Consider the following 25,896-nt stretch of genomic DNA (forward strand, 5'->3'; position numbering starts at 1 on the left):
AGCGGGCAACTCGGCCCCGCGGTTGGGGTCCAGTGTCTCACGCGGTCACTGACGCGGCTGCGGTAGCCCGCGCGCCGCAACCGTCGCAGGCCTTATGGTTCGATATACATGAGCTGATCGCAGCCCGATAGACCAGCAGTCAGCATGGAAATGGCCGGAACGAGTGGGGTGAAGATGTCCGAGGATGTTCGCGCCGAGATCGTGGCCAGCGTGCTCGAAGTCGTGGTTAGCGAAGGTGACCAAATCGGTAAGGGTGACGTCGTGGTGCTGTTGGAGTCGATGAAGATGGAGATTCCCGTCCTGGCCGAGGTGGACGGCACCGTCAGCAAGGTGAGCGTGGCCGTAGGCGATGTCATTCAGGCCGGCGATCTCATCGCGGTGATCAGTTAGCCGTTGGACCTATACCTGCCAACCGGGAGCGTCTCGGGAGTTCTTGATGTCCACTCTCGGTGATCTACTGGCCGAACACACTGTCCTGCCGGGCAATGCCGTCGACCACCTGCATGCGGTGGTGGGGGAGTGGCAGCTCCTTGCCGACTTGTCGTTCGCCGACTACTTGATGTGGGTTCGTCGCGACGACGGCGTGCTGGTATGCGTGGCGCAATGTCGACCCAACACCGCGCCCACGGTGCTGCAGACCGACGCGGTGGGCACCGCCGTCGCCGGCGACAAGCTGCCGCTGGTTGCCGAGACTTTCACGTCAGGCGCCGCCAAATGGCAAGGCGATGCCGAGTGCCATTCGGGTGACCTGCCAGGGCCCAACGTTGCGGCCTCCCCGGTGCGGTATGGCGGCCAGGTGGTGGCGGTGCTGACGCAGCACCAAACGGCGGTGGCGGCACAACGAGCGTCCGGCCACCTGGAGACGGCCTACCGGGAGTGCGCGATCGACCTGCTGCACATGCTGTCCGAAGGCACATTTCCCGACGTCGGGGACGTGGCTATGTCGCGTTCGACCCCGCGGGCAGGCGACGGCTTCATTCGGTTGAACGTCGACGGTGTCGTCGCGTACGCCAGCCCCAACGCGCTGTCGGCCTATCATCGGATGGGCCTGACCACGGAATTGGAGGGACACAACCTGGTCGAGGTCACCAGGCCGCTGATTTCGGATCCGTTCGAGGCCGAAGAGGTCGCCGAGCATGTGCGCGACCTGCTCACCGGCGGGCCCAGTATGCGGATGGAGGTCGACGCCGGCGGTGCCACGGTGCTGCTGCGGACGTTGCCGCTGATGGTCCACGGCGCCAGCGCGGGTGCCGCCATCCTGATCCGCGACGTCACCGAGGTGAAACGGCGAGACCGGGCCCTGATATCCAAGGACGCGACGATCCGGGAAATCCACCACCGAGTGAAGAACAACCTGCAGACCGTGGCGGCGCTGCTACGGCTGCAGGCCCGGCGGACCGCCAATGCCGAAGGTCGGGAAGCCCTCATCGAGTCGGTGCGTAGGGTGTCGTCGATCGCTTTGGTCCACGACGCGCTGTCGATGTCGGTGGACGAGCAGGTGAATCTCGACGAGGTCATCGACCGGATTCTGCCGATCATGAACGACGTGGCGTCGGTGGACCGGCCGATCCGCATCAACCGGGTAGGTGACCTCGGTGTGCTGGACTCCGACCGCGCGACAGCCCTGATCATGGTGATCACCGAATTGGTGCAGAATGCGATCGAGCACGCGTTCGACCCCGCCGCTCAAGGTGGGTCTGTGACGATTCGTGCCGAGCGCTCGGCGCGTTGGCTCGATGTCGTGGTTCACGACGACGGACGGGGTTTGCCCGAAGGGTTCAACCTGGAGAAGTCCGACAGTCTCGGTTTGCAGATCGTGCGGACGCTAGTCTCAGCGGAGTTGGACGGTTCCTTGGGTATGCGTGAGGCTCCTGAACGCGGAACCGATGTGGTGTTGCGGGTGCCGATCGGCCGGCGTGGCCGGTTGATGGTGCAATGAGCGCGCAACAATACGGCCCCGACATTCGCCGGGGCCGCACAGCTGTGCTACCGAGTCGTCAGACTCCGCTACGGGCCTTGGTCCGGGCGTTGCGGCGCTTCAGCGCGCGCCGCTCGTCTTCGCTCATGCCGCCCCAGACGCCCGAGTCCTGGCCGGTGTTCAGGGCCCAGCTGAGGCATTCCGTGGTTACCGGGCATCGATTACAGACCAGTTTCGCGTCAGCGATCTGCGCGAGCGCCGGGCCGCTGTTCCCTACCGGGAAGAACAGTTCCGGATCTTCGTCACGGCAGACCGCCTTGTGGCGCCAATCCATTAGTCACTACTCCTCACTAAATGCGCAGCAAGGCGCACGGGCGTATTTCCTGGCTTAACGCGTGCACAAGAAAGGTATCCGTACCCCTACATGTCTCTGCATGCAACCTTTTGATCGTTTCACAGGCTCAACAGATGTCAATAGTGTTACCTGAGCGCGTGGGCTATCTCACTTTGACGTTCTCTTACCAAAGCCCTTACTCATTTGTACTACACTGCCTCCCAATTGCGCTCCGCATTTGCGTCCCAAGGTTGTTACAGCTTGGATCGCCGCAGGTCAGAACAATTTTTGGGGGGAGGGGCGACCACCGCCAACGCGTCGGGAACCGCCCGGAAGGTCATGGTTTGGCGCTCGCCGAGGTAATCCCCGTCGAACTGACAGGCAACTGGAGCCGCGGTGCTGGTGACCCGTACGCAGGCCACGTCATCGTCGGTGATGAGATGTTTGAACTCGAACTTCGGCCTCTTGGCGAACATCTGCCGGACGATGCGCAGCGTCGGGATCGTCTTCACGGTCGTGAGGGCGAACACGCCCAGGCCGGACTCGAAGGTGCAGCCAGGGTTGGTCCACACCGGCCGGTCGTTTGCGTAGGTCCACGGACTCGAGTTGGACACGAAGACGAAGCTCACCCCGGGAATCGGCTCACCGCCCGGAAGTTCCAGCCTAAGGACGGGTTCGCGATTCCGGTAGCGCAGCACGGCGGGAACCGCGGCACGGATGTAGCGCCAGGCCGTGACTTTGCCACCCTTGCTGCGTTCGGCCTCGACGGCCGCTACAACCTCGGCGTCAACGCCCATTCCGGTGTTGAACACGGCCCATCGGTCACCGCAATCGATCAGGCCGATGCGGCGCCACTGTGGACGCCGGCCGTAGTCGTCGAACAGCTGGATGAGCTGGTTGGTGGCAGCAATCGGGTCGCGTGACATCCCCAGCGCTCTGGCCAGGACGTTCGCCGAGCCGCCAGGCACCACTGCGACCGCCGGTATGGGACCCGACGGGGTCGATCCGGGGCGGCCCAGCATGCCGTTGACCACTGCGCTTACCGTGCCGTCGCCGCCGTGCACCACAACCACGTCCACCCCGGCGGCAACCGCCGCTTGACCGAGTTCGGCCCCGTGACCGGGGTGGTTGGTGTGCTCGACGGTGAGTTGCAGCCGGCTCTTGAGCGCGTGGGCTACCAGGTCGCGGGCGGCCGGTGTGATGGAAGTGGCGGTGGGGTTGACGATCAGCACGGCGCGCATGAGGCATGAGCCTAAGCCGTGTGACGATGCGGGCCGGTGGGGCCCGTTGAGGAGCGCGGCAATGGGGCTGTGCCGTGTGACGATGCGGGCCGGTGGGGCCCGTTGAGCAGCGGGTGGGCCAGCGACCGCAGGGGCTCATATCCGCCACATTGCCTGATTGAACGCACGGTGGTCGGCATCCGTTTTGCCCGGCTTTCCGCGACAGCCGCACCGGCGTCACGCTGTGACGAGTGTCAGGTGATGGCGAGTTGTCGCTCGGAGCTGGGAAAATTGGGGACCTCCCACGGCAGAGGCTCACGTGACAATTGCGATCAAAGCGACAGGATTGGCTAGTGCGTTCCAACTGAAGCGCGGCGACGGTGCCGCAACGCCGCACTGGCTACGCTGATGCTGTGACTGCTCCGACCACCGTGCGCGGCGCCGGACTGATCGTCGCAATGCAGGGCACAGCGGCCTTGGTGACGGCTGCGGTGTTGGTGGTGCGCGGCCTTGCCGGGGCCGATCAACACGTGGTCAATGGGCTCGGAACCGCGGTCTGGTTCGTGCTGATTGGCGGCGGGGTGTTGGCCGGCGGCAGCGCTCTGGTGATCGGCAAACGCTGGGGCCGTGGCGTGGCCGTGTTCACCCAGCTATTGCTGCTGCCGGTGGCGTGGTATCTGAGCGTCGGCTCTCGGCAGCCGGCGTTCGGGATCCCGGTAGCGATCGTGGCGCTGGCGGTTCTGGTACTGCTCTTCAGCCCTCCGGCGCTGCGCTGGGTGGCCGGCAGCGATCACCGCGGTCCGGCCAACGCAACCAAGCCCGGCCCGGACAGCCGATAGGTGGTCCACTCGCGCCGCGGCTATCCACCGATCCCGTCGTAGGGGGCTACGGCATCGGAGGCATCGGAATTCCAGTTCAGCACGGCTCAGGGCAGCCGTGTGTAGCCGTTGTCGAGGCATTCGCCGGCCAGTGTGGCCAGCAGCCTGCGGCCGAGGCCACGGCGGCGAAAGCTCAGCCGCACATAGAGATCTTCTAGAAAGTCGCCGGCGACACCGTCCCAGGTGGAGAAGCTCGGAAACCACAACCGAATTCGCGGCAACCTGACCGTCGCTGTCGACGACGTGTCCTCGAACCGTCGGAGACGGGCCGAAAAGCCTGTATACATTTGTGTTTCGGTGAGCATGCATTGATCGGCGACGCGCTCGAATCCCGCGAGATGGTGAACCATGGCCACGATATCGACGATGTCTTCCAGTATGGCGCCGCGGATTTTCTCGGTCATTGCAGTACTCTCAATGCGGTCAGCATCGTCGCGAATTTCGTTGTGGTCTCCTCAACTTCGTCATCAGGATCGGATTCGGCGACGATACCGCCGCCGGCGTGGGCGATCGCGGTTCGACGGTCGGCTGATAGCTGAGCGCAGCGGATGGACACCACCCAGCGGCCGTCACCGTGCGCATCGCACCAACCTACGGCGCCCGCGTAGAAGCCGCGGTCGCCTTCCAGTGCAGCGATGAGCTCGCCGGCGGCGCCTGTCGGCACTCCGCCGACGGCGGGCGTGGGATGCAGGGCAAGCGCTAAATCGATTGCGGTAGTTGCTGTGTCGCGCAGGTGACCGGTGATCGGAGTGCATAGGTGCCAGACCGCCGCGGTGCGGGTCAGTTGGGGCTCGGATGCCATTTCCAGGTCTTCGCAGAGGGGTTCCAGGGCCGCGCACATGGTGTCGATAACCAGCTGATGCTCGTGCCGGTTCTTGGCCGAGCCGGCCAGTGCAGCCGCATTGGCGGCATCGATTTCGGGGTCGGCAGCGCGGGGGGCCGACCCGGCGAACGGCTGGCAGGTGACCCGGTTGCCGGATCGCGCGACCAGCAGTTCCGGACTGGCTCCCACCAGCGCCACTCCCAGATAATCGTCGCCGGCGGCGCTCAGGTCGACCAGATAGCCGTAGGACGCCGGGTCGGCCGCGACCAACCGGCGCAGGATGACGCGGGCGTCCAGCGGAGCGTCGGCGGTAAGCCGCAATGCCCGGGCCAGCACCACTTTGCGCAGTGGATTATCAAGTGCGGCAAGCTGATCCCGCGCATAGCTGATTCGGGCGCGATGCTCGGCGAGCGGCGGAACGGCGGCGCTGACGTGAACCGCCGACAGCGGGCCGGTTGGCCAGCCGGGCAGCGCATCGAGGCGCTGCACGCTCGTCGGCTCCATCAACGCGGCCGGTTCGCTCACGTCGAACGGCAACGCGCCCAATATCATCGGCACAGAACCGGAGCGCAGCGCCGCTTGCGCCGCCCGTATGTCGCGGTAATGTGATCGCACCCCGTCGGCGACCAGAGTTCGTCGGGGGCCGCACAGCGCGAAGGGCGGCTCAATGGGGCTCACTTGCCGGGATACCCCTTCACTCCGAGCGCGCAGAGCTGGCGTATCCCGTGTTCGAACCCGCAGATGCTGACCGAAGCGGTGTGCATGTAAAAGCGGGTACCCTCGACGAGCGGTAGCTCGATCCAGCGGGTGATCACCGCCCGCGAAAAGTGGCTGTGGCCGACGAACACGACGTCGCGTGACGCCAGGTGTTCCAGTGCCAGCGCGACAGCCCGGTCAGCGCGCTCGCTGACCTGCGCGACACTCTCACCGTCGGGGCATCCGTGCGTCCATACCAGCCAATCTGGTTCGACCTCGTGGATCTGTGCGGTCGTCAGCCCCTCGTAGGCGCCATAGTCCCATTCGGCGATCAGCGGAGATATCTCATCGACCGTCAGCCCGGCCAACTCGGCGGTGGTCAGCGCCCGTTTACGTGGGCTACTGATCACCAGTGGGTCGTCGAGATCGAGTTCGCCCAGAGCCTTTCCGGCCAGCTCAGCCTGTATCCGGCCGGTTTCGGTCAGCTCGATATCGGTTCGGCCGGTGTGCTGGCCCGAATTCGACCACTCCGTGTCGCCGTGGCGGACCAGCAGCAGCCGGTGTTCGTGTATGCCCATGCCGACCGATTGTGCCGGACGACATGCCGGACCCGTCGCCCCTACCAGACTGGCGGGTACGTGCCAGGATGGCACTGTGACAGAGACCCGGGTACTGGCGGTGGCCAACCAGAAGGGCGGGGTGGCCAAGACGACGACGGTCGCCTCGCTCGGCGCGGCGATGGTGGATAAGGGTCGGCGGGTGCTACTCGTCGACCTGGATCCGCAGGGTTGTTTGACATTCTCGCTTGGCCAGGACCCCGACAAGCTACCGGTGTCCGTGCACGAGGTGCTGCTCGGGGAGGTGGAACCGAACACCGCGCTGGTGACCACCATGGAAGGAATGGCGCTGCTGCCGGCCAACATCGACTTGGCCGGCGCCGAGGCCATGTTGTTGATGCGTGCCGGCCGGGAATATGCGCTCAAACGGGCGCTGGCCAAACTCTCCGACCAGTTCGACGTGGTCATCGTCGACTGTCCGCCGTCGTTGGGGGTGCTCACGCTCAACGGACTCACGGCCGCCGACGAAGTCATTGTTCCGTTGCAGTGCGAGACGCTGGCCCACCGCGGTGTTGGACAGCTCCTGCGCACCGTCGCTGACGTTCAGCAGATCACCAACCCGAATCTGCGGTTGCTGGGGGCACTACCTACCCTCTATGACTCCCGAACCACCCATACCCGCGACGTGCTGCTCGATGTCGCCGATCGCTACGGCCTGCCAGTGCTGGCCCCGCCGATTCCGCGCACGGTGCGTTTCGCCGAGGCCAGCGCATCGGGCTCGTCGGTCATGGCCGGGCGCAAGAACAAGGGCGCGGTGGCCTATCGCGACCTGGCCCAGGCGCTACTGAAGCACTGGAAGTCGGGCAAGCCGCTGCCCACATTCGCTGTCGAGCTTTAGATTTGGCCGCGCGAACAGACACCGAATCGCATCCAAACACCCGGCGCTGTGCGATTGTGCGTCTGCTCGCCCCTGGCGGCGGGCGCCGGATTCAGCCCAATGCCACCACCGAGTCGCCACGCTGCTCGATCACCCTGGATCCCACCACGACCGGGATCACCGCCGAGCCGCTCGGCTGACGGTCCACCGGAATGTAACGGGTGTTGGCGCCGCTGACCGGATCGTAGACACCGATCGCGCCGGTGACCGGCACGATCAGCTGACCTGCCATCATCACCCCGGGTCCTACCGGCGCCGCCGTCTCGCCGGCGGCGATGGTGTAGCGCTGGGTCAGTTTGCCGCTGTCGAAAACCAGCAGTGCATCGCCGGTCCACCACGTCACCAGGTTGCCGCTCTGCGACACCGTGGCCTCGGGTGACGGCGGCTTGGGCAGCAGTGTGCTCGCCACGGTGGTCCCCGTCTCGTCGATCACGTCGACTCGTGGCTGCGCGCCGGATTCACCGGGCAGGTACACCGCGGTGTTGTTCTGCGAGACGATCAGTACCCGAGCGCCCGACCCCGGCCGAATCCCGGGTTCAGGCACGATCCGCTGTTCCGGCTCGTCCTCTTCCTTGCCGGGCCGTAGCAGGACCAGCCGCATATCGGCCTGGTTGGCGCAAGCCTCGAGAACTGCCACCGATGACGAACTGGCCGCGGCCGATTCCAGCGTGCACCCCGAGTGCAGACCCCGATTCGACGGTTTCACCCGGGCGTCGGTCTCGCCATAGGACAGCATCCGGACCATGTCGGATCGCCACAGCTCCAGGCGGGTTCTGCCGGCCGACAACACCGTCGTGCCGTCGGAGGATAGGCGTACCCGCGGGTCGGCGTAGCTGCTACGGGCGGGTCCGCGGCGTCCGGTCGACCCATCGATAGTGCTGACCTGACCGCACCCGCGGTCGTCGCGGTAGACGGCGACGGCGTAGCGGTAGACCCAGGTCACCCCGCACAGGTCGGTGTCGCGGGCGTAGCTCCACAGCGTCTCACCGGTGGCCGGATCTCGCCCGTCCACGTGGCGTCCGTCGCCGGTGACGACGGTCCCGCCGACCGCGACGGGCACGCGGCTGGCGGGGCTGGGCGCGCTCCAGAGCTGCTTCAGTGTGCCCGGGACCTCCCGGGCCGGCGTCGGGTTGGGCACCGGAGTCGCGGCCGGACGGCTGATGGTGGCCCGGGCGTCGCTGGTCCACCAGATCAGTGCCGCAACCACGGCGATGACCACAACGATGGCCGCGGCGGCCAGCACATCGCCCCTGGTGCGCCGCTCCGGTTTGACCATGCTCGAGCGTGGGCCTCAGTTGGCCGAGGCGGTCGCGTTGTCCGGGACGCAGGCGGGCTTTGGGCGTCGACGCCGGCGCCGGGTGTTCCCGTTGGCCGAGGGGGACGCGGACCCGGAACCGGACCCCGTCTCTGCGGCAGCCTCATTCGCCGGGCTGGTGGCGGGATGCCCGGTGACCGGTTTGCCGCCGCGGGTGCGCTGTCGACGCCTCGCGCTGGAGCGCGCGGTTACCGATGGCTGGCCTTCCTGATCGCTGGCACGGCGCTTGGGCTGCGATCCGCGCGGGGGACCGATGGTGGCCGCGGCCTCGGCGGGGATGGACAGCTCGGCATACAGGTGCGGTGAGCTGGAGTAGGTTTCGGCGGGGTCGGGGGAGCCCAGGCCCAGTGCCTTGTCGATCATCGTCCAGCGGTCCAGCTCATCCCAGTCCACCAGGGTGACCGCGACGCCGGTGCGTCCGGCCCGGCCGGTGCGCCCGATGCGGTGGACATACATCTTCTCGTCTTCGGGGCACTGGTAGTTGATGACGTGGGTGACATCGTCGATATCGATGCCGCGCGCGGCCACGTCGGTGGCGACCAGGACGTCGATCTCGCCGGCGCGGAACGACTTGAGCGCCTTCTCGCGCGCCACCTGCCCGAGATCACCGTGCACGGCGCCCACCGCAAAACCGCGTTCGTTCAACTCGTCGGCAACCTTCTGGGCGGTGCGCTTGGTGCGGGTGAAGACCATCGTCGCGCCCCGGTCCCGGGCCTGCAGAATCCGGCTGACTAGTTCCACCTTGTCCAGGGCGTGGGCTCGATAGACGAACTGCTCGGTGGTGTCATGCACGGCCAGGGAGTGCGGTGCCTCGGCTCGGATATGTGTCGGCTGCACCATGAAGGTGCGGGCCAGGGTGATGATCGGGTCCGGCATGGTCGCCGAGAACAGCATCGATTGCCGCTCGGCCGGGATCTGCCGCAGGATGCGCTCGATGTCGGGTAGAAAGCCCAGGTCCAGCATCTCGTCGGCCTCGTCGAGCACCAGCACCGATAGCCCGCCCAGCTGCAGATGGCCCTGCTGGGACAGATCCAGCAGCCGGCCCGGGGTGCCCACGACGACGTCGGCGCCGGCGCGCAGCGCCTCGACCTGCGGCTCGTAGGCCCGCCCTCCGTAAATGGAGACCACCGCCAAGCGACGCGTTTCCTCGGCGGTGAGGTACTTGGCCGCAGTGGCCAGGTCGTCGGTGACCTGCAGGCACAATTCGCGGGTGGGCACCACCACCAAGGCCCGGGGGGTGCCGGTGAGGGGCCGCACGGCGGTTTCGGAGGTTATGCGCTGCAGCAGCGGCACGCCGAACGCGAAAGTCTTGCCCATGCCCGTTCGGGCTTGGCCGATCACGTCTTCTCCGGCCAGCGCCAGGGGCAGGGTGAGTTCTTGGATAGCAAAGGGATGCTCAATGCCCTTTTGCCGTAGTGCGCGCACAATTTCGTCGCGGACTCCGAGTTGGGCAAAGCTATGTTCGGTTGTGCTTTTGAGTGCGGTCATTAGGGGGGTGAAGAGCCTTTCGGTGACGAGTATCGGTCTGGTGTCGGTACTTCTTTGTCGCGGTTTCGTCGCGCGCACGAGTTCCGACTCCGATATGTCGCCGAGAGGCCGGCCCGCTGCTCGATCTGGGCGGGCGCAGCTACGTGCACGCACATTTCCCGGTAGTAGCAGCACCCAGATCCAGCCACTACCGAATCCCATGATAGCTGGTTGGCCAACTGCCACCGGTGTGCGAGTGGTTCCGGCGACTAGAGTGTTGCCATGACTTCGCCCACATCCGCCGATCAGGTGGCCGATTCGACCCGGCCACGGTTACCGGCGGACCATCCCGGCGTCAACGAGTTGTTCGCGCTGCTGGCCTATGGCGAGGTGGCGGCCTTTTACCGGCTGACCGACGAGGCGCGGATGGCGCCGAATCTGCAGGGGCGGATCTCGATGGCCAGCATCGCGGCCGCCGAAATGGCGCACTACGAGCTATTGCGCGACGCGCTGGAACGCCGCGGTGTCGACGTGGTGCCGGCGATGTCGAAGTACGTGTCGGCATTGGAGAACTACCACCGGCTGACGATGCCGAGTACGTGGCTGGAAGCGTTGGTGAAGACCTACGTCGGTGACGCGCTGGCCGCGGACTTGTACCTGCAGATCGCCGACGGACTGCCGGATGAGGTTGCCGATGTGGTGCGCGCGGCGTTGGCCGAGACCGGGCACTCCCAGTTTGTGGTCGCCGAGGTACGTGCGGCGGTCACCGCCAGCGGCAAACAGCGCAGCCGGCTCGCGCTGTGGTCACGCCGCCTGCTGGGCGAGGCCATCACGCAAGCTCAGTTGTTGCTGGCCGATCACGACGAGCTGGTCGACTTGGTGGTAGCTGGCTCCGGTGGCCTGGGCCAACTCAGCGCCTTCTTCGAGCGTCTGCAGCAGACACACGACCAACGGATGCGCGAACTCGGTCTGGCCTGACCGCTGTCAGCGAGTGCACGTCGCCAGGATCGAGTTGGTGGTCGACGCCACGACCGGCTGACCCTGGGCGTTGACGATCACACAGTTGAGGCGGCTGTAGATGCTGGTCGCCACCACGGACTCGGTCTGCACGCCGGGGTTCAACACCACCATCTTGGTCCACGGCAGCGCCACATTGAACTCGGTGACGGGAAAGCCCCGCTCGTCGGTGTAGACGACGTTGACGATGTCGAGGAGTTGCTTGGTCCCGGTGACGCTGTAGAAGACGGCGCGGGGACTCAGCGCGGCCGACGGCGGTGTGCCCGGCTGCGGCGGCGCGGCGGTCGGGATTCGCGTCGGCGCAGCGCTGGGAATCGTCACCGTGGTGACGGTCTCGGGGGCAAGTTGCGGCCCCGACGTACCGGGCCGTGCGCTGGTACTCGGCGGGGGACTCGATGACGTGCCGGGCGGGGCCGTCGACCGCGGCGTGGTGGAGACCACCGTCCTGGGCGTTGGCGCTCCCACCGGCGCTCCCACCGTCGCTTTTGTCGTGGCGCTGTCGCCGCTGTTGATGATGACTGCGGTCGCGACGGCGCCGAGCGCCACCACCACGCCGAGGATGGCGGCGACGGGGCGCCACCGGCTCTCGGTCGACCAGACCAGTTCGCCGTAGTCGCCGTCCTCGTAGCCGTCCTCGTCGTAGCCGTAGTCATCGTCGGCCTCGGCGGCATGGTTTACCTCGTCCGGGTAGCCCCGGGCGTCGCGGGAGTCTCGCGACTCTCGAGAATCCTGGTACAGGGTGTGATACATGTTGCTGATGGGGCTGATGTTATCGATGCCCCGCGATGACCGGTCGGTGCCGGTTGGCGTGTCGGGCCGTGTTAGACCCAATCGTGATGATGGCGCTAGGGGCTGGGGGTACGGGCGGCGCCGGCAGCGTCTACTAGCCTGCTGCTGAAACGCCTGCGACTTCAATACCAACGGAAGGGGCCCCCGTGGAGGTCAAGATCGGTATCACGGACAGTCCGCGCGAGCTGGTCTTCGCCAGTGCACAGACCCCCGATGAGGTCGAAGAACTCGTCGCCGCAGCGCTGCGTGAGGATTCGGGTCTGCTGAGCCTCAGCGACGACCGGGGCCGTCGGTTCCTGATTGATGCCGCCAAGATCGCCTATGTCGAAATCGGCGTCGCCGACGCCCGCCGGGTTGGGTTCGGAATCGGCGCAGACGCCGCGCGGCACTAGGAGCGGGCAAGCGGCACGTGCGACAGACCGCCCCAGGCGAACTGCACGGTGCCTTCGACGGCGTCCGATTTTGAGATCGGCCGGTCGGAATCCAGCCAGTACCGGGCACAGTCGACGCTCAAGCCGACCAAGCCCACCGCGATCATCCGGGCGCGGTGTGGGTCCAGTCCCGAGTCCTCACTGATCAGGGCGAACACCGCGTCGATGCATGATTCGGTGGCTACTCGCACCTGAGCGGCGACCTCGGGCTCAGTGACATAGTCGTTCTCGAAGATCAGCCGGTACCCCTGGCCGTCGTGATCGATGAAGTCGAAGAATGCCTGCACTGCCGCGTGCAGTCGCCCGCGGTTGTCGGTGGTGGTGCGCAGCGCCTGCTGGACGCCGCACACCAAATTGTCCACATGCCGCTTGAGTACCGCCAAATACAGTTCCAGCTTGCTCGAAAAGTGCTGATACAGAACAGGCTTGCTGACACCAGCGCGGTCGGCGATCTCGTCCATGCCGGCGGCATGGTAGCCGCGGTCGACAAAGACGTCGCTGGCCACGACAAGCAACTGGCCACGGCGCTCATCGCGGGGCAGCCGATTGCCTTTGCGGTTCTGGGCCGGAACCTCCACCGGCCGCATCCGGTCGGCCGATCTGACGGCACGCCGTTGTGCAGCTTTGGCGAGATCGCTCATCGGTCCTCAATCTGATCGTGCTGATTCGCGGGCAACTTGCCATCCCCGCGCCCGCACGGTTTATCGCAAGACATTACTACCCGAGGCGCCCTCCGATCCGAACAGACATCGTCGACGCTGGTTGAAGGGGTCGAGCGGGCGTATTCGGGCGCGCCAGGGGTGGCAGTCACGGCCGACTGTGCCATCCTGGGGAAATGACGTCCACCCGCCCGCCGGGCAGCACCGCTCGGGTGCCGGTGCTGCGCGAGCCGTGGCGTGAACCGCTGCGGGCCCAGCGTGACCCGCTCGGGCAGGCCGCCGGACGGCCGCGCGTTGACCGCGACAGGCCGCGCCAATGGCGCAAACAAACCTGGCTCGGGCGGTTCGTGTCGACCTACGGCTGGCGGGCGTATGCGCTGCCGATCCTGATGGCCCTCACCGCGGTGGTGGTCTATCAGACGGTGACGGGGACGACATCACCCAAGTCGGCGGTGGCGGCCACCATTCATGACCCGCCCTCCATCGGGTCGGTGGGGACGGCGATCATCGATACGCCGCCGCGCGGTCTGGCCGCATTCGACGCCAACCTGCCGGCCGGAACACTGCCCGATGGTGGCCCGTTCACCGAAGGGGGCGAAAAGTCATGGCGGGTGGTTCCGGGAACCAGGCCGCAAGTTGGGCAGGGTACGGCAAGGGTCTTCAAGTACACCGTCGAGATCGAGAACGGGCTGGACCCGACGATGTACGGCGGCGATAACGCGTTCGCCCAGATGATCGACCAGACGCTAGCCAATCCCAAAGGCTGGACCCACGATCCGCAATTTGCGTTCGTCCGGATCGATGGAACCGACAAGGCAAAGCCCGACTTCCGCATTTCGCTGGTGTCACCGCTGACGGTGCGTGAAGGGTGCGGTTACGAGTTCCGGCTCGAGACCTCCTGTTACAACCCGTCTTTCGGAGCGGACCGGCAAGCACGTGTTTTCATCAACGAGGCTCGCTGGGTCCGCGGAGCCGTCCCGTTCGAAGGCGATGTCGGGTCCTACCGGCAGTACGTGATCAACCACGAGGTCGGCCACGCCATCGGGTACCTGCGTCACGAGCCGTGTGACAAGCAGGGCGGCCTGGCGCCGGTGATGATGCAGCAGACGTTCTCCACATCCGACGACGATGCAGCCAAGTTCGACCCCGAATGGGTGAAGGCGGACGGCAAGACTTGCCGATTCAATCCCTGGCCATACCCGATCGCCTGACCACGGGCCCGGGAAACAACACCGCCCGTCTGGGTGTTGATCTCATTGCCGTCGGTTCGGATAGCTGCTGTGATGGGTCCTAGACGATGCCCTGACAGTGCCCTGACAACCTGCACAGAGGAGAGGTTCGGTGTCGACATCGCTGCCGCCCCTAGTTGAGCCCGCACCGGCGCTGAGCCGTGAAGAGGTGGCCCGTTACAGTCGCCATCTCATCATTCCCGACCTGGGTGTCGACGGGCAGAAGAGACTCAAGAACGCACGGGTGCTGGTAATCGGGGCCGGCGGCCTCGGCTCACCGGCGCTGCTTTATCTGGCTGCCGCGGGCGTCGGCACCATCGGCATCATCGACTTTGACGTCGTCGACGAGTCCAACCTGCAGCGCCAGATCATTCATAGCGTCGCCGACATCGGACGGTCCAAGGCCCAGTCGGCACGTGACTCGATCGTCGCGATTAACCCGTTGATCGACGTGCAACTGCACGAGTACCGGCTCGAGCCCGGCAACGCCGTCGAGCTGTTCGGGCAGTACGACCTGATTCTCGACGGCACCGACAACTTTGCCACTCGGTATCTGGTCAACGACGCCGCGATCCTGGCCGGCAAACCGTACGTCTGGGGTTCCATCTACCGCTTCGAGGGCCAGGTGTCGGTGTTCTGGGAGGATGCGCCCAACGGGCTGGGGCTCAACTACCGTGACCTTTACCCGGAGCCGCCGCCGCCCGGCATGGTGCCCTCCTGTGCAGAAGGCGGCGTGTTGGGCATCATCTGCGCCTCGATTGCGTCGGTGATGGGGACAGAAGCGGTCAAGCTGATCACCGGGCTTGGGGAGACACTGTTGGGCCGGCTGATGATCTACGACGCGCTGGAGATGACCTACCGCACGATCAGGATCCGCAAAGACCCGTCGACGCCCAAGATCACCGAGCTGGTCGACTACGAACAATTCTGCGGCGTGGTTTCCGACGATGCCGCGCACGCGGCCAGCGGATCGACGATCACTCCGCGGGAATTGCGTGCGCTGATGGATTCCGGCAAGAAGCTGGCGCTGATCGATGTCCGCGAGCGTGTGGAGTGGGACATCGTGCACATCGACGGAGCGACACTGATCCCGCAGTCATCCATCAAATCGGGTGAGGGTCTGGCCAGGCTGCCCCAGGACCGGATGCCGGTGCTCTACTGCAAGACGGGTGTGCGTTCGGCCGAGGCATTGGCCGCGCTGAAGAAGGCGGGTTTCTCCGATGCGGTCCACCTGCAGGGCGGAATCGTGGCGTGGGCCCGGCAAATGCAGCCCGACATGGTGATGTACTGAGCCGGATCCTACCGCTGGGCCAGACGGCCGGTAGTGAACCCCATTTGTCGGGCTCTCAGCGGGTCGTGTCGACCCGCTGGGTCGCCCGACTAGGCTGACCCGTGTGAGTGTCGAGCCACCGCCCGAGCACGTACTGGCGGCGTTTGGTTTGACCGGTGTGCAGCCCGCCTCGTTGGGTTCCAGCTGGGAAGGTGGCTGGCGGTGTGGCGAAGTGGTGTTGTCCATGGTGGCCGACCATGCCCGCGCGGCTTGGTCCGCGCGGGTGCGCGAAACGTTGTTTGTCGACGGGGTCCGGTTGGCCCGGCCGGTTCGCTCGACCGACGGCCGGTACGTGGTTTCCGGCTGGCGGGCAGACACTTTCGTCGCCGGCACTCCTGAGGCCCGACACGATGAAGTCGTCTCGGCGGCGGTACGCCTGCACGAGGCCACCAGCAAGTTGGAACGGCCGCGCTTCCTGACCCAGGGGCCCACGACGCCGTGGGCGGAAGTAGACGTCTTCATCGCCGCCGACCGCGCGGCATGGGAGGAGCGGCCGCTGCAGTCCATTCCGCCCGGTGCCCGGTCGTCCTCGCCGACAGCGGATGCCGAGCGATCGATCGATCTGATCAATCAACTTGCCACACTGCGCAAACCCACCAGGAGCCCCAACCAGGTGGTGCACGGGGATCTGTACGGCACAGTGCTTTTCGTGGGAGCAGCGGCACCCGGGATCACCGATATCACGCCGTACTGGCGGCCCGCGTCGTGGGCGGCCGGGGTGGTCGTCGTCGATGCGCTGTCGTGGGGAGAGGCCGATGACGGACTCATCGAGCGGTGGAGCGCGCTGCCGGAATGGCCACAGATGTTATTGCGCGCGTTGATGTTTCGGCTAGCGGTGCATGCGCTGCACCCGCGTTCCACGGCGGAGGCGTTTCCCGGTCTGGCCCGCACTGCGGCGCTGGTCCGGCTAATGCTCTGACAGCCCAGGTGGGAACTCGTAACGCACCTGACCCAGCGGGACTCTGCCGTCGGTGCTGAGCACACCTTCGGCACGCAACAGCTCCAATTGCCGCGTGGTCAGGTGCCGCGCCGGGCGTCCGGAGGCGGTGATCACCCGGTGCCAGGGCAAATCCGCGGAGTCGGTCCGCATGATCCAGCCGACGATGCGCGGACTGGAAAGTCCAGCCACCGAGGCGATGTCACCGTAGGTCGCGACCCTACCGGGCGGTATGGCGGCAACCAGGGCGCGCACCCGCTCGATTTGCTCGTCGGTCACCGGTGCCATGACGAGGGTGTTGCCAGGCGTTGGCGGATCAGCGCGGCAACCTCAGCGGGCTTGGCTTGAGGCACCATGTGTCCACAGTCGAATTCATGCAGCACCAGATCGGTTCCCAGCCGTTGACGGAGGGCGGCGACGAGCTCGTCGCTGACATAGCGCGGATCAGCTCGCCCCGCACGCACCAGCGTTGTCGGGATTCCGGCTGCAGGCAGCACGATGTCCCGAGCGAGCTCGCTCCAATAACACACCATTGCCGGCAGACTCATCCGCCAGCCATACCGTCCGCTCGGTAAGGCGACGAGGTGCTCCGCGAGTTCGGCGTCGAGCACGGCGGGGTCCACATCGGCCCAGGCTCCGGTCGCCTTCTCCGCGCGCGCCGCGGCCGGGTGGGGGTAATCGGGGAACGCCACCATCCCATCGACCACCTCGCGTACCCGCGATCCATCCAGACCGACGGCCGGATCGAGCAACACAAGCGCTGCTACCAGATCCGGACGGACCACCGACAGCCACAACGCGACAGCACCGCCGAACGAGTGTCCGACCACCACAACCGGTCCGGCGCCCTGTTCATCGAGCAGTGCTGCCAGCGCCGACACATTGGCATCGATGGTCCACGGGGCCGCCCACGATGACCTGCCGTGACCCAACAGATCAGGCGCGGCGATGGCGGCCTCGGGCAAATGGTTGGCCAATAGTTCCCAGCACTGCCCATGTTCGGTGACTCCGTGAATCGTCAGTACCTGGACAGGGCCGGACGGCCCGTAGCGGTGGACGTGGAGGTCGGCAGTCACGTGTCGATGGTGCCAGGTCAGGTCGCCGCGGGCCGTCGAAGGGGCTCGTGGGCGGCTAGATCGGCTGCGCGCTAGCGGTCGAGGTCCGCGTCGTCGTCCGATACCGGAACGATGTAGGCCTGATCGATCACGTCGGCTTCGTTGGCTTCGCGATCCGCGGCATCGCTGAGGTAGGCGGTGTCCAACCCCGCTTCGTCGTCGAAATCGACGGTGCGGTGCTGCTCCGCCGCGTCCGCTTCGGGAATCTGATCCTGCGGACCTACCCCGTCGGCATTGCCCATAATCGATACTCCTGCTATAGCTCTCCGGCTGCTGGCCGGCCTCGTTGGCCCGCAGTCCGGGTTTGTCGCACGGCCACTGCGTGTTGGCGGCTTCTCGCTGAGTCTTCCAGAGCTTCCCGATCAACCATTAGGAACAGTGCCGACCAGTTACCTGCATTGTGCCATCTGCTCATCGGTTGGCTGTGATGCCCTATCGCTTCGGGCCCGTCGTTGTCGCGGGGCCACTCGGTGGCGGCTCGCCGCATTGGAGTGCGGCGTCGCTGAAATACGGTGTACGCCAGGAGGATCGATAACGGCTGCGGCTACTGAATCGGAAAAATTTCCGTTGGGATGCTTGCGCGCGGCCGGTCGAGGTGGTAGATAGAACCTATGACCATCAACATAGATAATCGTTGCGGCTAGGAGGCGAAATATGATGTTGATGCGTTCAGATCCATTCCGTGCATTCGACCGCTGGACCGAGCAAGTGCTGGGCACTCCGGCGCGCCCGGCCGTTATGCCGATGGATGCCTGGCGAGAAGAAGACCAGTTCATCGTCGAATTCGACCTGCCGGGCGTGGACCCTGACTCGCTCGACCTCGACGTCGAACGCAATGTGCTCACGGTGCGCGCAGAGCGCCCCGGTCTTGACCGCGAGCGAGATGTGGTCGCGGCCGAACGGCCACGCGGCGTCTTCAGCCGGCAGCTGTTCCTGGGCGACACCCTCGACACCGACAGAATCGGGGCCAGCTACCACGACGGCGTGTTGCGCCTGACCATTCCGATCGCGGAACAGGCCAAGCCACGCCGCATCGAGATCAGCCACAACGGGGAGCGCACACCGATCAATGCCTGACGGTGCTCGGTTTCCCACTTTTGGTTGCAACGGATCTCGACGAGGAGGTGATGACGCCGGATTGAAATCTGTTTGACGCTTGCGGCCCTCCGTGCCGTCTGTCGCCACAATCGACGCGCGACTGAGTCCGTAACCGCAGCGCATTGCCACCCAACGTGGTTGAGGTGAGGCTGCGCGGAGGGTGCCGGTAGAAGTGGGCGCGCCCCCGCCGGCCCGCCCCCATCCCCCCGCCACCCCCCCACACGTACGAAAGGCGCGGTGCTACTCGATGATTGACCCGTACGCAGTCCTCGGCGTTTCGCCCACGGCGACGCAGGCCGAGATAACCCATGCCTACCGGCGCCTATTGCGCTGGTGCCACCCGGACTTGCGGTCCGGCGAACCGGACTCGGGCGCCGACGAACGGCTGCGGCAAGTCCTGTCGGCTTACCGCGTGTTGCGCGATCCGCAGCTGCGCAACGACTACGACCGCGCGGTCGCTCGCGTCCGCAAACACCGGCCGACGGCTCGAATCGCGGTCAGGCGCAATGACTCTGCCCACGTCGGTGCGGCGTTGTGGGCGGGGCCAGTGCGCTGGCATCGGTGACGGCCGGCTGCAGGCCGCGTTCGATCGCCGTTGGGGCCGCTCGAGCAGTTGAGATCGAACCCCCCGAGGGGCTTCGCCGGCTCTGGCCGCCGGAGATTGTCAGACCCTCGTGGTTGCATGCGGCTATGTCGGCTATGTCATTGAGCTGGGGTGCCGAGGCGCGCGAGCTGCTGGTGCCGGGAATGCGCGGGCCGATGCGCGTGCTGGGCGGCCCGGGGACCGGTAAGAGCAGCCTGCTGGTCGAGGCCGCGGTTGCGCATATCGCCGCGGGTGCCGATCCGGAATCGGTTCTGCTGCTTACCGGCTCAGGGCGGCTGGGGATGCGCGCACGTAGCGCGTTGACGTCGGCGTTGCTGCGGTCGAGCAGGATTGGATCCGGCCGGTCCGCGGTCCGCGAGCCGCTGGTGCGTACCGTCCACGGCTACGCCTATGCGCTATTGCGACGCAACGCGGAGCGTACCGGAGACGGGCCGCCGCGCCTGCTCACCAGTGCCGAACAGGATGCGATCATCCGCGAGCTGCTAGCCGGCGACCTCGAGGACGCAGCGGCCTCCCAATCCGCCTGGCCGCAGCATCTGTGGCCGGCGCTGAGCACCGCGGGATTCGCCAACGAATTGCGAAATCTGTTGGCACGCTGTTTCGAACGCGGCGTAGACCCCTCGGAGCTGGAGCGGCTCGGCCAGCGCTGCGGCCGCCCGGAATGGATTGCCGCCGGCCGGTTCGCCCGCCAATACGAGCAGGTGATGTTGCTGCGCTCGGCGGCCGGGATGGCGGTGCCACAAGCGACGGCACGGGCATTGGCGGCCGCCGAACTCGTCGGGGCGGCATTGGAAGCCTTCGCGGTCGATCCGGGACTACTGGCAGCCGAGCGCGCCCGGGTCCGGCTGCTGCTGGTCGACGATGCTCAGCAACTCGATCCGCAGGCAGCCCGGCTGGTCCGGGCGCTGGCCGCGGGCACCGAACGTGCCGTGGTGGCGGGTGACCCGAACCAGGCGGTATTCGGTTTCCGCGGCGGCGAGCCCGCCGGGTTATTGGGCGGGGCTGTCGAAGACGGACGCTTAGTGACCTTGACGGTGTCGCATCGCTGTGCGCCCGCGGTGGCGCGTGCCGTCAGTGGCATCACCCGACGGTTGCCCGGTGGCAGCGCCGGAAAGCAGATCGACGGCATCGGGGAACAGGGCGGTTCGGTTGCCGTGCGGCTGGCCGCCTCGGCGCATGCCGAAGCCGCGATGATTGCCGATACGCTGCGACGAGCCCATGCGATCGACGGGGTGCCGTGGTCGCAGATGGCGGTGATCGTCAGGTCGGTGCCGCGGGCCGCCGCGCGGCTGCCCCGGGCGCTGGCAGCGGCCGGAGTTCCGGTGGCCATGCCGGCGATCGGCGGGTCGTTGTCGGCGGAGCCCGCCTCGGCTGCGCTGCTCACGGTTTTGGCCGCGACCGCCGACGGGCTCACCGGAGAGCGGGCATTGGCGCTGCTCACCGGGCCCATCGGCCGCGTCGACCCGGTTTCGCTTCGCCAGCTGCGGCGGACGCTGCAGCGCGGCCGGTCCGGCGATTCATCGGGTGATTTCGGTGACGTACTGGCACAAATACTTTCCCCCGAAGCCGAATCGCGCCCGCAGTTCTCAGGTCCGCAGGCCGGCCCACTGCGGCGAGTGCGTGCCGTGCTCGCCGCGGCCGAACGGTGTCACCGTCAGGGTCAAGATCCGCGATACACGCTGTGGGCGGCGTGGGACCGCTCAGGTCTTCAAAGTCGCTGGCTGGCAGCCAGCGAGCGCGGCGGCTCGGCGGGTGTCCAGGCCACGCGGGATCTGGAAGCGGTGACCGCCTTATTCGACATCACCGACCAGTACGTCGCCCGAACCTCGGGTGCGTCGCTGCGCGGACTCATCGAGCATGTCACGGCTCTGCAGCTGCCGCCCGTCACCGCCGAGCCGGTATCGCAGGCAGAACAGGTGACGCTGCTCAGCGCGCACGCCGCCCTGGGGCACGAATGGGATCTCGTTATCATCGCGGGACTGCAGGAAGGGCTGTGGCCCAACACAATTCCGCGTGGTGGCGTGTTGGCTACCCAGCGGTTGCTTGATGAGCTCGACGGCGTCACCCAAAACGCCTCTGCCCGGGCGCCGCTGCTGGCCGAGGAACGCCGGCTCTTGGTGGCCGCCATGGGTCGGGCCCGGCGCCGGTTGCTGGTGACAGCCGTCGACAACGACGCCGACGGAGGCGGCCGGGAACCGGCGCTACCGTCGGCATTCTTTTTCGAGATCGCCCGGTTGGCTGATTGTGGCGGCGAACCAGCGGCGGCGCAGCCGGAGCCGGCACCGCGTGTCCTGTCGGCCGCGGCGGTGGTGGGTCGGTTACGGGCTGTCGTGTGTGCACCAGACGGCACGGTCGATGACGCTGCACGGGCATGTGCGGCAACGCAATTGGCGCGGTTGGCCAAGGCCGGTGTGGCAGGGGCCGACCCGGAAGGGTGGCACGGGCTGATCCCGGTGAGCACCAGTGAACCGCTGTACGGCAGTGGGGATGTCGTCTCGTTGACCCCGTCGAGCCTGCAGACGCTGAGCGAGTGCCCGTTACGGTGGCTGACCGAACGCCACGGCGGAGCCAAGCCGCGTGAGCTGCGCTCCACCGTTGGTTCGGTGCTGCACGCGCTGATCGCCGGTCCGGGCCGCAGTGAAGCTCAACTACTGGCCGAGTTGGACCGGGTGTGGCAGCGGTTGCCCTTCGACGCGAGCTGGTATTCGTCCAATGAGCTTGCCCGGCACCGCGCGATGATCCAGTCGTTTGTCGAGTGGCGGGCGCGTACCCGTGGTGAGTTGACCGAGGTCGGCGTCGAGGTCGAGGTGGACGGCGTCCTGCGGACCCGCCGCGACGACGGCGGAAAGATCCGGCTGCGCGGCCGCGTCGATCGGCTCGAACGCGACGGTGCGGGTCGGCTGGTGATCGTCGACGTCAAAACCGGCAAGACGCCGGTGAGCAAGGACGATGGCCAACAGCATGCGCAGCTGGCGATGTATCAGCTGGCGGTCGCCGAAGGGATGGTGCCCGCAGGCGACGAGCCCGGTGGTGCGCGTCTGGTCTATCCCGGGAAGTGCGGGACGACCGGCGCTGCCGAACGCGAGCAGGATCCGTTGACGCCGGCCATTCGTGATCGATGGCGCGCTCTGGTGCGGCAGGCCGCCGAGGCGATGGCCGGGCCGCAGTTCATCGCCCGACGCAACGACGGTTGCACGAACTGCCCGATCCGGCCGTTTTGCCCGGCACACACCGACAGGTCACCGCTGTGAAAAATGCCCGCTACAGCCCCGCCGAATTAGCTTGTGCGCTGGGGCTTTTCCCGCCCACGGAGGAGCAGGCGGCCGTGATCGCCGCGCCGCCGGGCCCACTGGTGGTCATCGCCGGGGCCGGAGCCGGCAAGACCGAGACGATGGCGGCGCGGGTGGTGTGGTTGATCGCCAACGGCTACGCCGAACCCGGCCAGGTGTTGGGCCTGACGTTCACGCGTAAGGCCGCCGGCCAACTGCTGCGCCGCGTCCGGTCTCGACTGGCGCGGTTGGCCGGGCTGGAACCCGGCGCGGCGGCGTGCGAATCCGCGGCCACTCCGGTGGTCAGCACGTACCACGCGTTCGCCGGGTCGTTGCTGCGTGACTACGGATTGCTGCTGCCCGTCGAGCCCGACACCAGGTTGGTTACCGAGTCAGAGCTGTGGCAGCTGGCGTTCGAGGTGGTCAACGGATATCGCGGTGAGTTGCATACCCAGAAGACCCCGGCGGCGGTCACGGCGATGGTGCTGCGGTTATGGAGCCAGCTCGCTGAGCACCTGGTGGACACCGGGCAACTCCGCTACACCCACGTTGAGCTGGAACGACTGGTGCACACCCTGCCGGCGGGTCCCTATCAGCGCGACCGCGGCCCCAGCCAGTGGTTGCTGCGGATGCTGGCCACCCAGAATGAGCGCGCCGAGTTGGTGCCATTGCTGGATGCGTTGCTCGAACGCATGCGGGCCGGGAAGGTGATGGACTTCGGGTTGCAGATGGCGTCTGCCGCGCGGCTGGCGGCGTCGTTCCCGCAGGTCGGTCGCGAACTGCGGAACCAATTCCGGGTGGTGTTGCTCGACGAGTACCAAGACACCGGCCATTCCCAGCGGGTCGCCTTGTCGTCGTTGTTCGGCGGCGGAGTCGACGACGGGCTGGCGCTCACGGCGGTCGGGGACCCGATCCAGTCGATCTACGGCTGGCGCGGTGCCTCGGCGACGAACCTGCCACGCTTCACCACCGACTTCCCCCTCTCCGACGGCACACCAGCGCCGATTCTGGAGCTGCGGACCAGTTGGCGTAACCCGCCGCGAGCGCTGCACCTGGCAAACGCCATATCTGCAGAGGCGCGCCGGAGATCGGTCGCGGTGCGGGCATTGCGGGCACGTCCGGACGCCCCGCCCGGGACCGTTCGCTGCGCACTGCTCCCCGATGTGCAGGCCGAACGTGACTGGATTGCCGACCATCTTCAGCGGCACTACTTGCGGGCTCGGGTCGATGGGGTCGGCCCGCCTACCTCAGCCGTTCTGGTGCGCCGCAACGCTGACGCGGCACCCATCGCCGATGCACTGCGTGCTCGCGGGATCCCGGTCGAAGTGGTTGGGCTGGCCGGCCTGTTGTCCATTCCAGAGGTCGCCGACGTGGTGGCCATGCTGCGCGTGGTGGCCGAGCCGACGGCTGGAGCCGCGGCGATGCAGGTGCTGACCGGTCCCCGCTGGCGGCTCGGTGGCCGGGACCTGGCAGCGTTGTGGCGGCGCGCACTGGCCCTGGCGGGCGGCCCCAACGAATCTTCGCCCGAGTCGATTGCGGCGGCAGCCGGCCCTGACAGCGACACCCCCTGTCTGGCCGACGCGATCAGCGACCCGGGTCCGGCCGACTGCTACTCGGTGGCAGGCTACCGGCGCATCGTGGCGCTGGCCGGCGAACTGAACCTGCTGCGTGCGCAACTCGGCCATTGCCTACCGGATCTGGTTGCCGAGGTGCGCCGCGTGCTGGGCGTCGATTGCGAAGCCCGCGCCAAATCCGGCGCTGCCGCACAGTGGTCCGGCACCGAGCATCTCGACGCCTTCGCCGACGTGGTAGCGAAATACGCCGAGCGGGCTACCCCGTCGACCACGGAAGTGCCGGCACACGCGTCGGTGGCTGGTCTGCTGGCCTACTTGGACGTGGCCGCAGAAGTGGAAAACGGCCTGCCCCCCGCGCAGCCCGCGGTTGCCCGCGACAGGGTGCAGGTGCTGACCGTGCATGCCGCAAAGGGCTTGGAGTGGCAGGTCGTGGCGGTTGCCCACCTGTCGGGTGGCGTTTTCCCGTCAACCGCGTCGCGAAGCACCTGGTTAACCGACCCCGGTGAGCTACCGCCACTGCTGCGCGGCGACCGCGCCTCGACCGGGGTGCTCGGTATCCCGGTCCTCGACACCTCGGCGGTGACCAATCGAAAACAGCTGGCGGACAAGATCTCCGAGCACCGTCATCAGCTCGATCAGCGACGTGTCGATGAGGAGCGCCGGTTGCTATATGTGGGAGTCACTCGTGCCGAGGACACCCTGCTGATATCGGGTCACCACTGGGGCGCTACCGGGGTCAAGCCGTGCGGGCCGTCGGAATTCCTCTGCGAAGTCAAAGACATCATCGATCACTCGATTACGGCCGGCGAGCCGTGCGGGACTATCGACCAGTGGGCTCCCGCACCGGCTGAAGGTGAGCCTAACCCGTTGCGGGACAATGTTATCCAAGCAGTCTGGCCAGCCGAGCCGCTGGGCGCGCGGCGCTCTGACGTGGAACGCGGGGCCCGGCTGGTGGCTGAGGCGACAGCGGCCGAAGTGGTCGGCGCCGGGGACGCTGACGCCGAGGGGTGGACCCATGACGTCGATGCGCTACTGGCCGAACGTGCGCGCACGGTGCAACCGCCGGCCCGCGAGCTGCCGGGCCAATTGTCGGTCAGCGGTCTGGTGGAGCTGGGCCGCGATCCTGCCAAGGCACGGCAGCGGCTAGCCCACCGTCTGCCGTCGCGTCCGGATCCGCAGGCATTGCTGGGCAACGCCTTTCACTCCTGGGTCCAGCAGTTCTACGGAGTCGAATTGCTGTTCGATCTCGGTGACCTTCCGGGTGCCGCCGACTCCGACGCAAGCAACGCCGAGGAGTTGGCCAAACTGCGAGCGGCGTTCACCGCATCGCCCTGGGCTGCTCGCACCCCGATCGCGGTAGAAGTGCCGTTCGAGATGCCGATCGGCAACACCGTGGTTCGCGGCCGCATTGATGCGGTGTTCGCCGACCCCGACGGCGGCGTCACCGTGGTTGACTGGAAGACCGGTGAGCCGCCACGCGGGCCGGAAGCCAGGCGGCAGGCCGCCGTCCAGTTGGCCGTCTACCGGCTGGCATGGGCAGCGCTGCTCGGCTGCTCGGAGTCATCGGTACGCACCGCGTTCTACTACGTCCGCAGTGGCATCACCGTTGTTCCCGATGAGTTGCCCGACGGTGCGGCGTTGGCTGCGCTGCTGGCTGACTCCGCTCACCCTTGCGACACCTGATCGTGGTTACATGTGT

The 25,896-nt window shown here is 66.8% G+C and carries 24 protein-coding genes and 1 pseudogene; 13 read left to right on the forward strand and 12 right to left on the reverse strand.

Features of this window, described 5'->3' with window-relative positions; all coding sequences use genetic code 11:
- The first annotated feature begins 174 nt into the window (after positions 1–174).
- Positions 175–390: a biotin/lipoyl-binding carrier protein gene (locus tag BST40_RS07180; RefSeq protein WP_075548336.1), complete on the forward strand. Its 216-nt coding sequence runs from the start codon at positions 175–177 to the stop codon at positions 388–390.
- Between the two features lie 46 nt (positions 391–436).
- Entirely contained in the window at positions 437–1,939 is a 1,503-nt protein-coding gene (locus BST40_RS07185; RefSeq protein ID WP_075548311.1) for a sensor histidine kinase, read from the forward strand.
- A 58-nt stretch (positions 1,940–1,997) separates the two neighbouring features.
- Here BST40_RS07185 and whiB1 read toward each other — a convergent pair whose 3' ends face one another.
- Both whiB1 and BST40_RS07195 read right to left on the reverse strand, forming a co-directional pair.
- Complete coding sequence (gene whiB1, locus BST40_RS07190; protein WP_023371700.1) at positions 1,998–2,252, reverse strand: transcriptional regulator WhiB1; 255 nt, start codon at positions 2,250–2,252, stop codon at positions 1,998–2,000.
- A 254-nt stretch (positions 2,253–2,506) separates the two neighbouring features.
- On the reverse strand, positions 2,507–3,493 hold the full coding sequence (locus tag BST40_RS07195; protein ID WP_083153868.1) for a diacylglycerol/lipid kinase family protein: 987 nt from the start codon (positions 3,491–3,493) through the stop codon (positions 2,507–2,509).
- A 437-nt stretch (positions 3,494–3,930) separates the two neighbouring features.
- On the opposite strand from BST40_RS07195, the gene BST40_RS07200 reads away from it, so the two are divergent.
- The gene (locus tag BST40_RS07200) at positions 3,931–4,311 is read left to right on the forward strand and encodes a hypothetical protein (RefSeq protein WP_083153889.1); all 381 of its coding nucleotides are present in this window, start codon (positions 3,931–3,933) and stop codon (positions 4,309–4,311) included.
- Here the strand turns inward: BST40_RS07200 and BST40_RS07205 are convergent.
- The 3 genes and pseudogenes from BST40_RS07205 to BST40_RS07215 form a co-directional block, all read right to left on the reverse strand.
- Positions 4,263–4,754, reverse strand: a pseudogene (locus tag BST40_RS07205) (GNAT family N-acetyltransferase). The gene BST40_RS07200 and the pseudogene BST40_RS07205 overlap by 49 nt on opposite strands.
- On the reverse strand, positions 4,751–5,851 hold the full coding sequence (locus BST40_RS07210) for an isochorismate synthase (protein WP_083153869.1): 1,101 nt from the start codon (positions 5,849–5,851) through the stop codon (positions 4,751–4,753). Before BST40_RS07210 ends, BST40_RS07205 begins: the two are co-directional and overlap by 4 nt.
- On the reverse strand, positions 5,848–6,447 hold the full coding sequence (locus BST40_RS07215) for an acid phosphatase (RefSeq protein ID WP_075548308.1): 600 nt from the start codon (positions 6,445–6,447) through the stop codon (positions 5,848–5,850). Before BST40_RS07215 ends, BST40_RS07210 begins: the two co-directional genes overlap by 4 nt.
- A gap of 76 nt (positions 6,448–6,523) precedes the next feature.
- Here BST40_RS07215 and BST40_RS07220 point away from each other — a divergent pair, with 76 nt between their 5' ends.
- Positions 6,524–7,324 (forward strand): ParA family protein, encoded by an 801-nt coding sequence (locus BST40_RS07220; RefSeq protein WP_023371712.1) that lies wholly within the window; start codon positions 6,524–6,526, stop codon positions 7,322–7,324.
- Positions 7,325–7,415: 91 nt separating this feature from the next.
- Here BST40_RS07220 and BST40_RS07225 read toward each other — a convergent pair whose 3' ends face one another.
- Together BST40_RS07225 and BST40_RS07230 are read right to left on the reverse strand one after the other, a co-directional pair.
- Complete coding sequence (locus BST40_RS07225) at positions 7,416–8,639, reverse strand: Rv3212 family protein (RefSeq protein WP_083153871.1); 1,224 nt, start codon at positions 8,637–8,639, stop codon at positions 7,416–7,418.
- Positions 8,640–8,654: 15 nt separating this feature from the next.
- Positions 8,655–10,166, reverse strand: coding sequence for a DEAD/DEAH box helicase (locus BST40_RS07230; protein ID WP_075548306.1), 1,512 nt, complete (start codon positions 10,164–10,166; stop codon positions 8,655–8,657).
- Positions 10,167–10,427: 261 nt separating this feature from the next.
- Here BST40_RS07230 and BST40_RS07235 point away from each other — a divergent pair, with 261 nt between their 5' ends.
- Positions 10,428–11,123 (forward strand): ferritin-like fold-containing protein, encoded by a 696-nt coding sequence (locus BST40_RS07235; RefSeq protein ID WP_075511060.1) that lies wholly within the window; start codon positions 10,428–10,430, stop codon positions 11,121–11,123.
- A gap of 6 nt (positions 11,124–11,129) precedes the next feature.
- On the opposite strand, the gene BST40_RS07240 is transcribed toward BST40_RS07235, so the two are convergent.
- Positions 11,130–11,708: a threonine AND proline RICH protein gene (locus BST40_RS07240; protein WP_089025047.1), complete on the reverse strand. Its 579-nt coding sequence runs from the start codon at positions 11,706–11,708 to the stop codon at positions 11,130–11,132.
- Positions 11,709–12,097: 389 nt separating this feature from the next.
- Here BST40_RS07240 and BST40_RS07245 point away from each other — a divergent pair, with 389 nt between their 5' ends.
- Entirely contained in the window at positions 12,098–12,343 is a 246-nt protein-coding gene (locus tag BST40_RS07245; protein ID WP_075548304.1) for a DUF3107 domain-containing protein, read from the forward strand.
- On the opposite strand, the gene fasR is transcribed toward BST40_RS07245, so the two are convergent.
- The gene (gene fasR, locus BST40_RS07250; protein ID WP_075548303.1) at positions 12,340–13,023 is read right to left on the reverse strand and encodes an HTH-type transcriptional activator FasR; all 684 of its coding nucleotides are present in this window, start codon (positions 13,021–13,023) and stop codon (positions 12,340–12,342) included. The genes BST40_RS07245 and fasR overlap by 4 nt on opposite strands.
- A 194-nt stretch (positions 13,024–13,217) precedes the next feature.
- Here fasR and BST40_RS07255 point away from each other — a divergent pair, with 194 nt between their 5' ends.
- The 3 genes from BST40_RS07255 to BST40_RS07265 all read left to right on the forward strand — a co-directional run bounded on the left by BST40_RS07255 (position 13,218) and on the right by BST40_RS07265 (position 16,519).
- Positions 13,218–14,252, forward strand: coding sequence for a DUF3152 domain-containing protein (locus BST40_RS07255; protein ID WP_083153873.1), 1,035 nt, complete (start codon positions 13,218–13,220; stop codon positions 14,250–14,252).
- Between the two features lie 130 nt (positions 14,253–14,382).
- Entirely contained in the window at positions 14,383–15,561 is a 1,179-nt protein-coding gene (gene moeZ, locus BST40_RS07260; protein WP_075548301.1) for an adenylyltransferase/sulfurtransferase MoeZ, read from the forward strand.
- 103 nt (positions 15,562–15,664) lie between these two features.
- Positions 15,665–16,519 (forward strand): TIGR02569 family protein, encoded by an 855-nt coding sequence (locus tag BST40_RS07265; protein WP_023371734.1) that lies wholly within the window; start codon positions 15,665–15,667, stop codon positions 16,517–16,519.
- Here BST40_RS07265 and BST40_RS07270 read toward each other — a convergent pair.
- From BST40_RS07270 to BST40_RS07280, 3 genes are all read right to left on the reverse strand, one after another.
- Positions 16,508–16,825, reverse strand: a complete 318-nt coding sequence (locus BST40_RS07270; RefSeq protein ID WP_075548300.1) for an MGMT family protein — start codon at positions 16,823–16,825, stop codon at positions 16,508–16,510. The genes BST40_RS07265 and BST40_RS07270 overlap by 12 nt on opposite strands.
- The gene (locus BST40_RS07275; protein WP_075548299.1) at positions 16,813–17,613 is read right to left on the reverse strand and encodes an alpha/beta fold hydrolase; all 801 of its coding nucleotides are present in this window, start codon (positions 17,611–17,613) and stop codon (positions 16,813–16,815) included. The genes BST40_RS07270 and BST40_RS07275 overlap by 13 nt, the downstream gene beginning before the upstream one ends.
- A gap of 71 nt (positions 17,614–17,684) precedes the next feature.
- Entirely contained in the window at positions 17,685–17,894 is a 210-nt protein-coding gene (locus tag BST40_RS07280) for a hypothetical protein (RefSeq protein ID WP_075548298.1), read from the reverse strand.
- A 412-nt stretch (positions 17,895–18,306) separates the two neighbouring features.
- Between BST40_RS07280 and BST40_RS07285 the strand changes: the two genes are divergently transcribed.
- From BST40_RS07285 to BST40_RS07300, 4 genes are all read left to right on the forward strand, one after another.
- Entirely contained in the window at positions 18,307–18,729 is a 423-nt protein-coding gene (locus tag BST40_RS07285; protein WP_075548297.1) for an Hsp20/alpha crystallin family protein, read from the forward strand.
- 268 nt (positions 18,730–18,997) lie between these two features.
- On the forward strand, positions 18,998–19,315 hold the full coding sequence (locus BST40_RS07290; RefSeq protein ID WP_075548914.1) for a J domain-containing protein: 318 nt from the start codon (positions 18,998–19,000) through the stop codon (positions 19,313–19,315).
- 134 nt (positions 19,316–19,449) lie between these two features.
- Positions 19,450–22,605 (forward strand): ATP-dependent helicase, encoded by a 3,156-nt coding sequence (locus tag BST40_RS07295; RefSeq protein WP_089025042.1) that lies wholly within the window; start codon positions 19,450–19,452, stop codon positions 22,603–22,605.
- A complete protein-coding gene (locus BST40_RS07300; RefSeq protein ID WP_240316595.1) occupies positions 22,602–25,880 on the forward strand; it encodes an ATP-dependent helicase in 3,279 nt (1,092 codons plus the stop codon). Before BST40_RS07295 ends, BST40_RS07300 begins: the two co-directional genes overlap by 4 nt.
- Positions 25,881–25,896 lie beyond the last annotated feature (16 nt).

Source organism: Mycobacterium persicum, assembly GCF_002086675.1.
In the GTDB taxonomy this organism is placed as follows: domain Bacteria; phylum Actinomycetota; class Actinomycetes; order Mycobacteriales; family Mycobacteriaceae; genus Mycobacterium; species Mycobacterium persicum.

Coding starts and splice junctions, on each gene's coding strand:
- BST40_RS07180 (WP_075548336.1), top strand. CDS start 175: ATGTCCGAGGATGTTCGCGCCGAGATCGTGGCCAGCGTGCTCGAAGTC.
- BST40_RS07185 (WP_075548311.1), top strand. CDS start 437: ATGTCCACTCTCGGTGATCTACTGGCCGAACACACTGTCCTGCCGGGC.
- whiB1 (WP_023371700.1), bottom strand. CDS start 2,252: ATGGATTGGCGCCACAAGGCGGTCTGCCGTGACGAAGATCCGGAACTG.
- BST40_RS07195 (WP_083153868.1), bottom strand. CDS start 3,493: ATGCGCGCCGTGCTGATCGTCAACCCCACCGCCACTTCCATCACACCG.
- BST40_RS07200 (WP_083153889.1), top strand. CDS start 3,931: ATGCAGGGCACAGCGGCCTTGGTGACGGCTGCGGTGTTGGTGGTGCGC.
- BST40_RS07215 (WP_075548308.1), bottom strand. CDS start 6,447: ATGGGCATACACGAACACCGGCTGCTGCTGGTCCGCCACGGCGACACG.
- BST40_RS07225 (WP_083153871.1), bottom strand. CDS start 8,639: ATGGTCAAACCGGAGCGGCGCACCAGGGGCGATGTGCTGGCCGCCGCG.
- BST40_RS07230 (WP_075548306.1), bottom strand. CDS start 10,166: ATGACCGCACTCAAAAGCACAACCGAACATAGCTTTGCCCAACTCGGA.
- BST40_RS07235 (WP_075511060.1), top strand. CDS start 10,428: ATGACTTCGCCCACATCCGCCGATCAGGTGGCCGATTCGACCCGGCCA.
- fasR (WP_075548303.1), bottom strand. CDS start 13,023: ATGAGCGATCTCGCCAAAGCTGCACAACGGCGTGCCGTCAGATCGGCC.
- BST40_RS07255 (WP_083153873.1), top strand. CDS start 13,218: ATGACGTCCACCCGCCCGCCGGGCAGCACCGCTCGGGTGCCGGTGCTG.
- BST40_RS07270 (WP_075548300.1), bottom strand. CDS start 16,825: ATGGCACCGGTGACCGACGAGCAAATCGAGCGGGTGCGCGCCCTGGTT.
- BST40_RS07280 (WP_075548298.1), bottom strand. CDS start 17,894: ATGGGCAATGCCGACGGGGTAGGTCCGCAGGATCAGATTCCCGAAGCG.
- BST40_RS07285 (WP_075548297.1), top strand. CDS start 18,307: ATGATGTTGATGCGTTCAGATCCATTCCGTGCATTCGACCGCTGGACC.
- BST40_RS07290 (WP_075548914.1), top strand. CDS start 18,998: ATGATTGACCCGTACGCAGTCCTCGGCGTTTCGCCCACGGCGACGCAG.
- BST40_RS07295 (WP_089025042.1), top strand. CDS start 19,450: ATGTCATTGAGCTGGGGTGCCGAGGCGCGCGAGCTGCTGGTGCCGGGA.